This window comes from Rhizobium sp. 05L419 (genome assembly GCF_056397845.1).
The window spans coordinates 115,293-129,308 of record NZ_JBFTOF010000020.1; the positions used below are offsets into that span (position 1 = coordinate 115,293).

Here is a 14,016-nt window from a genome sequence, read left to right on the forward strand (position 1 = left end):
CAAATGCGCGTTTCCATGATCGTTTCCCTGCCCGCGCGCGAAGCACTGCGAGCATCCAGCCTTGTGGCATTCTCGCTGACCGAGACACAGCGACCAGTTCAGGATCCGACCGACCGTGGCGGCCTTTACATAGATCCTAGATTTCCGCCTTTACCCCTGTCTGCACGCCGGTCTGAGGGCATCGATCTCGCGTTCGCCTCCCCCGGTGGCGCTCCAGCGTTCGTCGCCAGGGGAACGATCGACACCGATCGAATTGACGAAGTCCAAGCGGAAAATGAAGGCGTCGAGATATTTGCCGATCCAGAGATAGGATTGCTGGAGCCCTACTGTGGCGCGGGGGCCGTGGGCGCAGCGGCAGATGTGGCATCCAACCTTGATGTCGGCACGTTGGCGTCCATGGGGCTCGACGGGACAAAGGTCGCGGTGGCGATCATGGACACCGGGATCAACGTCGCTCACTTGCGTAGCCGCGGCCTAATGGCCAAGCTGGACCGCCGGATCTCCTGGGCACCGCCGGGCGTGCCTTTGACGCCGGGGAAGTATGCCGTCGACCACGGCACTATGTGTGCTTTCGACGTGCTGATCGCTGCGCCTGCATGTACCTTGCTCGATTTTCCAATATTGAAGTCCACGACACCAGGTGGCAGCGCGATGTCGGGATTTCTTAGCGATGCCCTTCTGGCGTTCTCATTTCTCAGTTCGCAGACGACGACACCAGCTTGGAAGCGCAAGTATAAGGCGCTGGTCGTCAATAACAGCTGGGGAATGTACCATCCCAGCTGGGACTTCCCTGTAGGACATCCCGGTCGATACTCGGACAACCCAAACCACCCTTTCAACATCATCGTCGGCACGCTCGCCCGCGCCGGAGCGGACATTCTGTTTGCGGCCGGGAACTGTGGTGCGGATTGCCCTGACGGGAGGTGCCAAGGCGTGACAACCCATACCATCACGGGCGCAAATGCCCATCCTGACGTGCTGACGCTGGCCGGATGCGATATCACCGATCAACGTGTTGGTTATTCTTCTCAGGGCCCAGGAATACCGGGCATGGCGGACCAGAAGCCCGATATCGCCGCATACACGCATTTCATCGGGTCCGAGGCGTTCGGAGCTGGCACCCCGGATTCCGGAACGTCCGCAGCCTGCCCTGTCGCTACGGGCTGCGTGGCCGCAATCCGCACCAGACTTTCGCCTTCCAAAGTCTCCCCGAAAGACTTATTCTTGCATTTCCTTGAGAAGGCGGATCCTACGGGGCCGGGATCGTCAGGCCATTGGCGGTCGCCAACCATTTTGGCCTCTAAGTACAAATGGAGTCATCATGTCAGAAGCGTTCGCGCTCATGACGGTCAAGTCCCCCGCCGGGGTGCCCAGTGTGGAGAGTGCCGCGACAATTCTCAACGTCTCGCCCTCTGACATGGACCCATCGTTTGGCGTTGTACCAATAGATCCGGAAAAAGGGCTTTATGCCGTTCAGGTTAAGGCGGGCGCGCTGGCGACCCGCCAGAACTCGGGGGCCCAATTCGACGGACCGTTTTCCAACCCGCGTATTGAAGGTTACGGTCCCAAAGACGAGTAGGGCCATAGTAGCCCTGTGCTGGGCCGGCTTGAATGATACACGGTTTCCTTGGTGACTTGGTCGACCACGGACCTCACAGCGAGCGAGCAGTTGAACTCGTCATGGAGACCATTGGAGGCACTTCACGATGGTCATGGCACTCACTCYTCTGCCGTTCTTCGCTAGCGACCGAGATCAATCAGAGCAGAGTGAGCAAGAGAGCGGCCACTGGTCTTGTCGAAGAGATGCATACGATTCATGTTCAGTGACAAAGCCGCAGTAGTGCCAGCGCGGGGGCCACTTTCCGGATCAACGGTAGCGCACAAAACGGTTGAGCCGATATTGAAATAGACCATGGTGGCGGCCCCGAGAGGCTCCACGAGGTCAACCCTCGCGTCGAAATCCGCAAATCCCGGGCGATCCTGGCGGCTCGATATCGATTCCGGTCGAATACCGAAGACAACAGGCTTGCCCGCATGCGGCGCGAAGTCCAGTGCCCGGTCTGCGGGGACCCCGAGTTCTGTTCCATCGGTCAGCTTCACCGCCAGATCTTGTCCCTTGGCGACAAGGGTTGCGTCGACAAAATTCATCGATGGCGAGCCGATGAAGCCGGCGACGAACTGACTGGCCGGGTAGTGGTAAAGTTCCTGCGGCGGACCTGCCTGCTCGATCAGACCGCCATTCATGACCACCACGCGATCAGCCATGGTCATTGCCTCGATCTGGTCATGCGTGACGTAGACGGTCGTCGTCGGCAGAAGCTGGTGCAGGCGCTTGATCTCGGTGCGCATTTGCACGCGCAGCTTGGCATCAAGGTTCGAGAGCGGCTCGTCGAAAAGAAAGACCTTCGGGTTGCGGACGATCGCGCGGCCCATCGCCACGCGCTGCCGCTGGCCGCCGGAAAGCTGGCCCGGCCGACGGTCGAGCAGGTCGTTGATATGCAGCGTGTCGGCGGCGCGCTCGATGCGCGCGGCGATCTCGGCCGTCGGGAGCTTCTGCTGCTCCAAGCAGAACGAGATGTTCTCGCGCACCGACATATGCGGATAGAGCGCATAGTTCTGGAATACCATGGCGATGTCGCGCTTGCCCGGCCCGAGCCGATTGACGACCTGATCGCCAATCCTGATCTCACCGTCGGTTATATGCTCGAGACCAGCAATCATCCGCAGCGTTGTCGATTTCCCGCACCCGGAGGGCCCGACGAAGACGACGAACTCGTTGTCCTCGATATCGAGATCGATGCCGCGGACTGCCTCGTAGATCCCGTAGGACTTGACGAGGTTTCTCAGTTGTAACCGTGCCATGATCCGCTCCTACTTTTCCTGCAGCCAGACCAGCAGCGCGCCGGCGCTGCGATTGGCCCAGAGATGATAGGGAATTGCCTTGATAGGTTTAGGCTTGATCGCCGGCGGCGCAGTCCGGTATAGACGGCCATCCCAATCTCCGGCGTCCGCCTCCATTGCTTCGGCCTCGAGCACGACAGCACCGCCAAGAAGGCTTTCGTCGAAGCGCGCAGCGATTGGCGCATCCGCCGGCAGGCGAATGCGCTGCGGCTCGCCGCCGACATCGGTCTCCTCGACGCAATAGACCACCGGTCCGCGCTGCAGAGCCACGCGGCCACCGTCCTCGCTGACGGCGGGATGCGCATAGAGCCTATCGACCGGCATCGCGAAGGAAAGACGGACCTCGTCGCCATTCTTCCAGTCGCGGGAAATCGCAACATAGCCCTTCGTCACGGCGCAATTGAGATCAACTGCTTCGCCATTGACAGCGACGCTGGCATCACGACACCAGCCGGGTATGCGCAAGTTCAGCGTGAAGCGGCTCTTTTTTTCCAGTGACAGTGTCAGCGAGACATCACCTTCCCATGGGTAGCGCGTTTCCTGTTTCAGGCGGACGAAAGTGTCGCCCACCGTTAGCTCGGCACTGTTTGCGCCGTAGAGATGCACCGCCACAGCATCTTCGCAAGCGGAATAGAAATACTGGCCAAGCGAGGTAATGAAGCGGGCTATGTTCGTCGGGCAGCAAGGGCAATAGTGCCACTTCCAGCGTCTATTCTGCCCGTGGCTTTCCAGGACGTTTTCGTAGAAATAATGCTCGCCGTCGCGCGAGATTCCGGAAAGCGCGCCGTTGAAAAGAACTGTCTCGAGCTTATCGGTGAACTTGCTGTCGAGATCGGTTTGAGCCATCCGATGGCTCCAGAAGCCAAGTGCGACTGCCGCACAGGTCTCGGCATAGGCCGTTTCGTTCGGCAGATCATATTCGCGCGTGAAGCCCTCATTCGATGCGGACGGACCAAGGCCACCGGTGACGTAAAGCTGCCGCCCGGTAAGGTTGTCAAACAACCGGTCGCAGACCTCCTTGAGGCTTGGATCGTCGTTTTCATAGGCTAGGTCGGCCATTGCCGAGAACAGGTACATGGCACGGACAGCGTGGCCGACGACTTCAGTCTGCTCGCGCACCGGCTTGTGCGCCTGACTGTAGGCATAGGTCTGATAGACATAATCTTCCGGATTTTCGCCGCGCTGGCGCGCTTCCTCATCGTAGTAGGACGGCATCTGGCCGCGCTCGTCGACGAAATAGGTGGCGAGCTGTAGGTGACGGGGATCGCCGGTGACTCGGTAGAGCTTGACCAGCGCAAGCTCGATTTCCTCATGGGCGTCATAGCCGCGCAGCTTGCCGGGCTCAGTGCCGAACGTATCGATGATATGATCGACGGCACGGATCATCACGTCGAGAAAACGGCGCTTTCCGGTCGCCTCGAAATAGGCCACGGCCCCCTCGAGCAGATGCCCCATCGAGTACATTTCGTGAAGGTCGCGTAGATTGGTCCAACGTTTCTCTGGTTCACGGCGGATGAACCAGCTGTTCAGATAGCCATCCGCCATCTGTCCTTTTTCGAGCTTCTCGACGATGCCGTCGATCTTCGCCTCGATCCCGGCATTTGGGTGAGCTTTCAGCGTGTAGCTCGCAGCCTCGATCCATTTGCCGAAATCGGAATCGAAGAAATGCTGCATGGAAAGCCCGCTCGGCTGGATCGGTCGCGCCAGGGGACCGGCCGGCTTGTCGAAATCGAGAACCTCGAGGAAGCCCTCTTCTTCGAGCCGCTTGTACTGCGACGGAATGGTGACGCTGCGGACCGTCTGCGTCCAGCTTTGCCAGAATCCGCCGTCGAAGGAGACGCGGGAATGATCGGCGGGCACATAGCGCTGCATCCTTGCGGCCTTTGCCTCTCGAGCGCGCGGGGAACTGGGCATGATAACTCCTTGGTCAGAACGACCGCTGTTACTTCACGGCGCCGGCGGTCAAGCCGCGGACGTAGTATCGTTGCAAGAGAAGGAAGAGCAGGATGCAGGGCACCATGGTGACGGCGATACCGGCCTGCAGCGCGCCCCAATCGATGATGCCGTAGATGCCGGAGGCGACGTTCACCAGCATGATCGGTAGAGTGAATTTGTTCTGGTCCGACAGAAAGATCAGCGCGGCCAAGAACTCGTTCCACGAATTGAGAAAGGCGAACATGGCAACGGTGGCAACACCTGGCAAAGCGATTGGCAGCATGATCCGCCGCAGGATCGTCGCCTGCGAAGCGCCATCGATCCGAGCTGCCTCGATCAGCGCTTTGGGCACAGCATCGAAGGCATTGCGCATCATGAAAATCGAGAAGGGAAGCTGGAAGGTCACATAGATAAGCACCAGACCGAAGAGGCTGTTCTGCAGCCGCAAGACCTTCAGGATCAGGAAGAGCGGCGTCAGGATCGACTGGAACGGGATCATCATAGTGGCCATGATCAGGATGAACAGGAGTGACTGGCCGGGGAAGCGAAACTTGGAAAAGCCGTAACCCGCGGGCACCGAAACGAGAACCGTCAGCAGCACCGTTCCGACAGCGATCATCACCGAGTTCCCGGCATAGACGTACCAACCGGCGCCGACTTGCTCCAGACGCCGGTAGTTCTCCAGCGAGAACGTCTTGGCAAACAGTGCGGCGGGGTTCGCCAGCGCTTCTGCCGCCGGCTTGAACGAATTGGCAAATGACCAGACGATCGGCATGACGAAGAAGACGGCAAAGATCAACGCCACAACCAGGAAGCCGAGAAAGGCAAAGTGCTCGCCCAGCGGCTTTTGCGCGGGTTTGCGAAGCAAGCGGTCCATCAGCCCTCCTCCGGCCGCTGACGCAGGAAGACGAACTGGATGGCGCTGATGGCAACAAGCACCACCAGCAGCGCAAACGAGATCGCCGAGCCATAGCCGAGACGATAGGACGAAAAGGATGCGAGATAGATCGAGAACACGGCCGATATCGTGCCGTTTGCCGGCCCTCCCTGGGTGATGATAAAGAACTGGTCGAAGGCCAGCATGGACGACGTCACATTGAGAACCAGCGCAAGCACCACTGAATTGCGCATCAGCGGCAGCGTGATGCGCCGGAAACGGCCCCACGCATTGGCGCCATCGATCTTGGCTGCCTCAATCACATCGTTCGATATGGCTTGCAGGCCGGTGAGCAAGATGACCATCGTGAAGCCGGCCGTTTTCCAGACGACCATCAGGATGACAACGCCAAGCGCCGGCCAAAAGCTCTCGAGCGGTCGCGGCGCGCTATCGATCAATCCAATACCGCGCAGCAGTTGCGCGAAGACGCCGCTGTCGGGATTGAGCAGCCACATCCACAAGGTCGATGCCGCGCCGAAGCCGATGACGACAGGCATGAAATAGATCGTGCGGAAAAACCCGACGATGCGAAGCGGACGATCTACCAGAAGCGCCAGCGGAAAAGCCACAAGCAGGATCGCCGCGGTGACGAGCACGGTGTAGAGCAGCGTAAATCCCAGAGAATGCCAGAGCTGGATGTCGCCTATCAGCTCGGCGTAATTGGCGAGGCCGATAAACTTGGTGCGTCCGAGAAGCGGCCAGTTGTAGAAGCTCATCCAGACCGTCATCACCAGCGGCACCAGGAACAGCCCTGAGATAAAGACGAAGCTCGGCACGATGAACGCGAGACCAAGCCACCCCTTAGGCTCTCCGCCATGCATTGCGCGCAGCTTGTTGCGAAGCACCGACGATGTCACGGCGTCCTCCTTCCCGCTTGAATGTCACTTGGGTCACTCGAAAGCAGGGCGCCGACAGACGCCCCGCAAACAATTCGAACAGTTCTCAGTTCGGATTGGTTCGCTCCAAAATCTTGGTGAAATCGGCCTGCGTCTTGGAGATCGTCGCATCGACGTCATCCCCGAAGATGGCGCCCTGGATCAGATTGAGGAAGGGACCGGTGCGGCTGACGAAGAGTTCGTCCGACGAGAAGGTGTAGGGGGTGCGCGCCTTGGCCAGGATGTCGTAGGCGACGAGATTTCGCTTGTCGAACTTGGCATAGGCCTCGCTGGCAAGATCGGTGCGCGAGGGCATGCCGGATTCCTGCGTGATATAGATCTGCTGTTGTGGCTGCATGTAGAAATTGACGAAGTCGAGTGCGACCTTCTTCTTCTCATCGCTGATGCCCTTGATCAGGGAAAGTGTATCGCCACCGGCAAAGCTCGATTGACCGCCCTCGGGTCCCGGGATCGGCGCAACGTTGAACTTCACATCAGGATATTTGCTGGTCAGCAGATTGACGATGTAGGAGCCGGTCATGAGGATGCCGACCTTGCCGGAGGCAAATGCCTCGACCGCGTTGTTGCCATTGCCGGAACGCGAGGTCGGGTGGATCGCGCCGGACTTCCACATGTCGCGGTAGGCGGCGAGCGTATCGCGCAGGACAGGCGTATCGACGGTGGCCTGGCGGCCGTCGTCGCTCAGAACATCGCCCTTACCGGCCCAGAGATGCGGCAGGAAGTCATAGATCAGCCAGCTTCCGGAATTCGCGACGAAATAGAAACCGTAGGTTTCGTTGCCGAGCGCGGTGATCTTCTTGGCATCGGCGGCTATCTCCTCAAGCGAGGCCGGCGCCTTGTTGGGGTCGAGACCAGCCTTGGTGAAAAGATCGGTATTGTAGGCGATGATCGAGGCGTCGGGCAGCGCAGGGACACCATAAATCTTACCGTCATAAGTCGCGAGGCGGATATGCGACGGGCTCATTGCCGATGAGTAAGGCAGGCCCTTGACGAAATCAGTGATATCCTCGAGGCCATCGGCGGCAGCAAAGGTGGGTAGGTAGATCAGATCCAGCACAGCGCCATCAGGTGCCGCACCGCCGGCAAGCGCAGCGCCAAGTTTCGGAACCATCTGCTCAGCTGTGATCTGGGTGACGTTCACCTTGTCGGAATGCGATGCGTTGTACTTGTCGGCCAGTCCCTGCAGCACGGCACCGGACGAGGTACGCACCCAGAAAGTAACCTCTTCAGCGCTGGCGAAGGAAGAGCTTGCCAGCAGCGCAAGAGCGGTCATCGTTGTTTTCAATCGAAGCATGCTTGTTCCCCTTTTTCTCGTTTTTGGCCGTTGGCCTTTGAGACGGAGAGAAGCCTAGTGCGGATTTTTCCACCTGTCGACAGTCCGTACACAGGGAATCGGCAGGAATCTGATAAAACCTTTTAACAACACATTTTTTTCTGCTAAAAGCTTTTATCAGACAGGATGATAGGACCTGACGTGAGCGACACAGACGGAAAAAGACGCACGATTCACGATGTAGCGAAGGCGGCCGGCGTCAGCATTTCGACCGCATCTAATGCGCTGAATGGAACCGGCCGAACGAACGCGGAGACGCGGGAGCGGGTCCGAAAAATCGCCTTGGAGATCGGCTTCCGACCGAATGCGCTGGCGCGGGGATTGTTGCAGAAGCGCAGCCACGCGATCGGTATGCTGACCAATGACACCTATGGAAGGCTGACCTTGCCGATGGCAGCCGGCGTCTCCGAAGTCCTGGTCGATCAGGGTGTCTCTGTGTTCCTCTGCGCGACCAACAACGATCCTCGGCTCGCCCGTCTGCATCTGGACGCGCTCCTCGACCGACAGGTGGATGGCATTATCTTTACCGCCACGCGGCTCGACCTGAAGCCGCCGGTCGAGCTCGCCCGTCTGCCGATCCCTGTCGTCTACGTTTTCGCGGAAGGACCGCCCGAAAGCGTGGCCTTCATTCCGGATGACGCGCAGGGCGCTCGACTTGCGGTCGGGCAGTTGATGAAGCTGGGCCGATCCCGCATCCTGCATATCACCGGGCCGGAAGATTACCAGGCGGCCCGCAGCCGTGCGGAGGCTTACCGAGAGTGCGTCGGGAAGCATGCCGAGGTTATGTTTGGAGAATGGTCGGAGGAATGGGGCCGCGAGGCAGTCGATACCGTGTTTGTCCAAAAGGGCGTGAAGCCGGACGCCATTTTCTGCGGTAGCGACGAGATCGCGCGCGGGGTCATCGACGCGCTCAGGGATCTCAACATCTCTGTCCCTAGCGACGTTGCCGTGGTTGGCTTCGACAATTGGGAGGTCGTGTCGAAGCAAACACGCCCGCCACTGACCACCATCGACATGGAATTGAAGGAGCTTGGACACCAGGCCGGATTGGCAATCTTGGCCCTGTCCAAAGGAGAAAAAATCGCCCCTGGCGTTACGAAACTTCCGTGCAGTCTGGTCGTCCGAAACTCTTGTGGTGCAGAGTAGCTGCATTGCCTGATTGCGGGCGCGGCTTATCGATGTGAGAAGGCGCCGACCCATCGCAAGGGGAGCGCCGCATTGACGAACTCAACGGTCTGGATAGGTATCAACCGTGGACCGTCACGGTCGCTACTCGTCCCCGAGTTCGGTAGGCAAGATCTGCGCGCCATGCTTTGCCACCCGGCCGTAATCGTTGAACTGGCGCTTGGCAGCCTTCGGGATCGCGGCAGTGTAATCACTCTTCTGGCGGCGCAGCGCGGAGCGGCCGTCGCCACGTACGACGAAGTCATGACAATGATCGATCGTCACGGCATTTTCAGCATGGGTATTGGCTGCTGCACGGATGCTCCCCTGCTGGCATCTGCTCACCAGCGAGCGGCCCTGTGGGCTGGAGGCGAGCGCCTGCGGGCGCGGCCGAACACGCGAGCGCTTCACTACACATACCGGTCAACCTGCCTAACTAGTGCCCGTCCATAAACGGTAAACTACTGAAAATATTGGGTGAATTTCGATATTTCCGCGGGCAAAGCCCGGCGGCTTCAGGTACACTTTAGATCAAGCTACTGATTCTAAAGACAAACCCGCAACCGCCGGAGCCGACAATGCGCCAAGAACGCACCGTCCAGGCCAGCATATTCGATCTTTTCGCCGAACACGAGATCGGCCGTGAATTGCAAGCCATGTCGCGGTGGCTGGACGAGCATCGCGGTGTGGTCAGTCTGGCGACGCAGGACCTGCGCCGACAGGGCATCAAAGAAACCGGCCGTGAGGGCTTGCCGGCGGAGGCTGTTCTACGCTGCGCCCTTCTCAAGCAATATCGTCAGTTGAGCTACCAGGAACTGGCGTTCCATTTGGAAGACTCCGCCTCATTCCGGGCTTTTGCCCGATTGCCTTGGGGGTGGAGCCCGAAGAAGTCGGTGCTGCACAAGACGATCAGTGCGATCCGGGCCGAGACCTTTGAAGCGATCAATCGGGTCCTGCTTGCCAGTGCCCGGCAGGAGAAGCTGGAAACCGGCAGTGTCGTGCGTGTCGACAGCACCGTCACGGCTGCGCTCCTGCATGAGCCGAGCGACAGCAGCCTCTTATGGGACTGCGTGCGGGTGATGGTGCGTCTCTTGCAGCGGGCCGATGCATTGGCCTGTGCCGGAGTATGGCGCGATCACCGCCGCGCAGCGAAAGGGCGGGCCCGGGCAATCCAGTATGTCCGCGGCGGCCCCAAGCGGGTTCAGCACTACCGTGCGTTGCTCAAGAGCACCCGGGCGACCTTGAACTATCTGCAACAGGCGGCGCAGGAATTGACCCTGTTGGCAGGCCCAGCCGTCGAACTCTGGCGGGCCATGGTCTGCCATTACCAGCCGCTGATCGAACGGATTATCGCCCAAACCGAGCGGCGGGTTCTGGCTGGCGAGGCGGTGCCGGCCGGCGAGAAGCTGGTCAGCCTGTTCGAGCCGCACGCCGATATTATCGTCAAGGGCAGCCGCGATGTCGATTATGGCCATAAACTCAATCTGACCAGCGGCACAAGCGGACTGATCCTCGACCTTGTTATCGAAGCGGGCAACCCGGCCGACAGCGAGCGGTTCTTGCCGATGCTGGAGCGCCACATCGCCTTCTATGGCGAGGCGCCACGTCAGGCGGCGGCTGATGGTGGCTATGCTAGCCGCGAAAATCTGAACGCGGCCAAGGCCTGCGGCGTGCGCGACATGGCCTTCCACAAGAAGCGCGGCCTCAACATCGAAGACATGGTCAGCAGCCGCTGGGTCTATCGCAAGCTCAGAAACTTCCGCGCTGGCATCGAGGCCGGAATCTCATGCCTGAAGCGGGCCTACGGCTTGGGCCGCTGTACCTGGCGCGGGCTTGACCACTTCAAGACTTATGTCTGGTCCTCGGTGGTGGCTTACAATCTCGCACTCTTCACGCGCCTCAGCTCGACCTGACATCCCATGCCGCCACGTCAGACGCACCGGCGAGTGCCGGCAGCTGGCAATGCGCGCGTTTCCGCCAGAAATCCCTTTCGCCGCGATTTGCACCCATCATGCCGACCAAACGGCTTCAAAGGCGCCGCACACTGAGCCGCAAGTGCTGTAAAAACGAGAAAAACAGCAGTTTATGGATGGGCACTAGCTAGACCCGGGACAAATTCTGCACGAGGTTCCGGATCCCTTTGCTCTTGAACGGATCTGAACTCCAGCCCCCATCATTGTCGAGTTGATGTCTCGACCACGGAGCGTCGCGAGCGACGCTGTATCCCTCCGCAATCGGGCTGCCTCGAGGAAAAAAGGATCCGATCGCAAACACATTCACCTACGCCGGTCGACAACGACTATTTTCCGTCTTTGTTTCCCGATTGTTTTGTCGCTGCCTTTAAAACGCCTTCCTGCAAATCCGCCTCGTCGGCGAGAATGGCGGCGGCCTCGTTAAGCAGGACGTCTTTTGCGTTCTTGCGGGCATTCTCAATCGCAATATCAGCACTCAGGCTACGCTCGTTTGCTTGCAGGCCATCGTCTTCACCAGGATCTACACCATCGCTTATTTGCTGGCGTGCCCTGCGGCGGTTCTCCCGAGCAGTCAATTTTTTCCGCCGTTCGGTTTCGTTGAGAGAGACAACCCCTTTCTCGCGCTGCGCCTTCAGTTCGGCAATGTCTTCCGAAAAGCGTTGGAACTCCGGATCGCTCTGCACCCGCGCATCATGGCGGCTTTGCAATTTCTGCAGCAACGTCATTATATTGCCGGCAGGCGCATAGTTCGCAGGCTCGATCTGTGTCCACGGCAGGGCATTGTCATAACTCGCCTCACCAAAGCTCTTAGGGTCCGAAAGTCCCGGTAGGCTTATGTCAGGCGTCACGCCGCGCAGCTGCGTGGTGCCGCCATTAACACGGAAAAACTGGGCAATCGTCAATTTCAGCTCGCCGAATTTCGGTTTGCTGTTGTGTGCCACCTGGTCAAGATTGATCACAGTTTGCACGGTGCCCTTCCCATAACTGGGTTCGCCGACAATCACACCTCGGCCGTAGTCCTGTATCGCTGCGGCAACAATCTCCGAAGCCGACGCCGAACCGCGATTGATCAGCACACCCACCGGACCTGTCCATGCAGGCGCTGGAAGATCATCGCTTTTAACCACCACCTTACCGTCGGTACCGCGTTGCTGCACCACCGGGCCTTTGCCGACGAACAGACCTGTCAAATCAATCGCCTCGGCCAATGAACCGCCGCCATTGTTGCGCAAATCAAGCAGAACGCCGTCAACCTTGCCCTGCTTCAGTTCACCGAGGAGTTTGGCGACATCGCGGCTTGCGCTTCTGTAATCCTTGTCGCCTCTTCGCTGTGCTTCGAAGTCCTCATAAAACGCCGGCAGAGTGATAACTCCGATCTTGCGCGTGGCCTCACCATCCTTTATGGACAAGACGGCTTTCTTGGCAGCCTGCTTTTCGAGGCTTATTTTATCACGCACCAGGCTGACAATGCGATGATTGCCATCTGCTCCGGCATCCGCTGGTAAGATGTCCAATCGCACGACGGAATCTTTTTTTCCTCGTATCATCTGCACAACGTCATCAAGGCGCGTGCCCAGCACTTCCTTTACCGCGCCGTCCTCGCCTTGACCGACACCGGTAATACGGTCCCCGACTGCCAGCTTGCCGGACAACTGCGCCGGGCCACCAGGCACAAGCTCACGGATCGTCGTGTAGTCATCGCGTTCCTGCAATACCGCGCCGATACCAACCAGCGAAAGCTTCATTGAAATATCGAAATCGGCCGAAGCGGTCGCGCCGAAATAGTCCGTGTGCGGGTCAATCGACGTTGTATATGCGTCCATGAATGACTGGAAAACGTCGTCGCTCTTGTACTTGTAGGCGCGCTCGAGGGCGTTTTCATAGCGTTTGTCGAGTGTGTCGCGAATAGCTGCATCAGTTTTACCTGCCAGTTTCAACCGCAGCCAGTCGCCCTTGACGCGCTTGCGCCAAAGTTCGTCACCCTCGGCTTCGGATTGCGCCCAAGGTTCCTTGTCGCGTAACAAGGAATAATCTTCCTGCACACTGAAATCGAAGTTCTGTTTGAGCAAGTTGCGCGCATGGTTCATGCGGTCGACAACGCGTTGTTCATACAAGTTGAAGATCGAAAACGGGATCTGCAGGTCTTCCCGGTTGATGGCGTCATCAATCTTGGCGCTGTCAGACATGAACCTGTTGATGTCCGCCTGCAGGAAGAACACGCGGTCGGGATCGAGCGACTTGATGAACCGGTTCATGACCTTGGCCGACAGGTCATCGTCGAGCGGAACGGGCTTATAGCTGAAACGCGTGAGAAATTGTGCACTCAACTGAGCGGCTTGTGCCTGCTGCTTTAGCGGCGCCAAAACAGGCGGTGATCCGACTTCTAGGGCATATGCGGACGGTGCAATTGCCAAGAATATGCCAAAGAACCCGTTTTGTATGCGCATTCAGCTTTGATCCAATTCTTAATTTTGCGTCTCTATGTGCGTGTAGGGGGGACAATTACGGTTTTTTTAGCAACTAACTGAATGGATGGTCAAATGCAGGCGGGCGCTGTCTGCCATAAACTTTAATGATCCAGGCTTTCTGGGCCGGTCTTGGAAAGACGCGTCTTTGACCGTATCGAGCCGAAGCGGGCACCAAATCCAAGAGACTCGTAGCGGCGTTGATGGGGTTCGAACCGCCGGCCAGTCGAGAGCGTTAGCTGCGGCATCATAGTGAGCAGCAACTAGTGTCCCGTCACCGAGATTCTGACTCGTTGAGTACTGGTGTCGGATAAGACTTAGCCATCTTTTCGCGCGCTTGCTCGATTGAGAACATCCATCGGATTTGGGCACCGCTATCGGTTCGACGACGCTCCCATGCCTGAACCTCACT

The 14,016-nt window shown here is 58.7% G+C and carries 9 protein-coding genes and 1 pseudogene; 4 read left to right on the forward strand and 6 right to left on the reverse strand.

Going from position 1 to position 14,016, the window contains the following annotated elements; translation table 11 throughout:
• Positions 1–3: 3 nt before the first annotated feature.
• On the forward strand, positions 4–1,416 hold the full coding sequence (locus tag AC1DMK_RS22430) for a S8/S53 family peptidase (RefSeq protein ID WP_477862112.1): 1,413 nt from the start codon (positions 4–6) through the stop codon (positions 1,414–1,416).
• 324 nt (positions 1,417–1,740) lie between these two features.
• Here AC1DMK_RS22430 and AC1DMK_RS22435 read toward each other — a convergent pair whose 3' ends face one another.
• From AC1DMK_RS22435 to AC1DMK_RS22455, 5 genes are all read right to left on the reverse strand, one after another.
• Positions 1,741–2,862 carry an ABC transporter ATP-binding protein gene (locus tag AC1DMK_RS22435; protein WP_477862114.1) on the reverse strand — a complete coding sequence of 374 codons (1,122 nt, stop codon included), beginning with the start codon at positions 2,860–2,862 and terminating at the stop codon, positions 1,741–1,743.
• Between the two features lie 9 nt (positions 2,863–2,871).
• Entirely contained in the window at positions 2,872–4,815 is a 1,944-nt protein-coding gene (locus AC1DMK_RS22440) for a glycoside hydrolase family 127 protein (protein ID WP_477862116.1), read from the reverse strand.
• A gap of 28 nt (positions 4,816–4,843) precedes the next feature.
• Positions 4,844–5,713, reverse strand: a complete 870-nt coding sequence (locus AC1DMK_RS22445) for a carbohydrate ABC transporter permease (RefSeq protein WP_037060318.1) — start codon at positions 5,711–5,713, stop codon at positions 4,844–4,846.
• Complete coding sequence (locus tag AC1DMK_RS22450) at positions 5,713–6,630, reverse strand: carbohydrate ABC transporter permease (RefSeq protein ID WP_037060320.1); 918 nt, start codon at positions 6,628–6,630, stop codon at positions 5,713–5,715. The genes AC1DMK_RS22445 and AC1DMK_RS22450 overlap by 1 nt, the downstream gene beginning before the upstream one ends.
• 85 nt (positions 6,631–6,715) lie before the next feature.
• Complete coding sequence (locus tag AC1DMK_RS22455; RefSeq protein ID WP_037060322.1) at positions 6,716–7,963, reverse strand: ABC transporter substrate-binding protein; 1,248 nt, start codon at positions 7,961–7,963, stop codon at positions 6,716–6,718.
• Positions 7,964–8,143: 180 nt separating this feature from the next.
• On the opposite strand from AC1DMK_RS22455, the gene AC1DMK_RS22460 reads away from it, so the two are divergent.
• The 3 genes and pseudogenes from AC1DMK_RS22460 (at position 8,144) to AC1DMK_RS22470 (ending at position 11,079) form a co-directional block, all read left to right on the forward strand.
• Positions 8,144–9,148: a LacI family DNA-binding transcriptional regulator gene (locus AC1DMK_RS22460; RefSeq protein WP_037060324.1), complete on the forward strand. Its 1,005-nt coding sequence runs from the start codon at positions 8,144–8,146 to the stop codon at positions 9,146–9,148.
• Positions 9,149–9,160: 12 nt separating this feature from the next.
• Positions 9,161–9,606 (forward strand): annotated as a pseudogene (locus AC1DMK_RS22465) (type II toxin-antitoxin system VapC family toxin).
• Between the two features lie 138 nt (positions 9,607–9,744).
• On the forward strand, positions 9,745–11,079 hold the full coding sequence (locus tag AC1DMK_RS22470; RefSeq protein WP_477862119.1) for an ISNCY family transposase: 1,335 nt from the start codon (positions 9,745–9,747) through the stop codon (positions 11,077–11,079).
• 386 nt (positions 11,080–11,465) lie between these two features.
• On the opposite strand, the gene AC1DMK_RS22475 is transcribed toward AC1DMK_RS22470, so the two are convergent.
• Positions 11,466–13,586: a carboxy terminal-processing peptidase gene (locus AC1DMK_RS22475; RefSeq protein WP_477862121.1), complete on the reverse strand. Its 2,121-nt coding sequence runs from the start codon at positions 13,584–13,586 to the stop codon at positions 11,466–11,468.
• Positions 13,587–14,016: the final 430 nt, after the last annotated feature.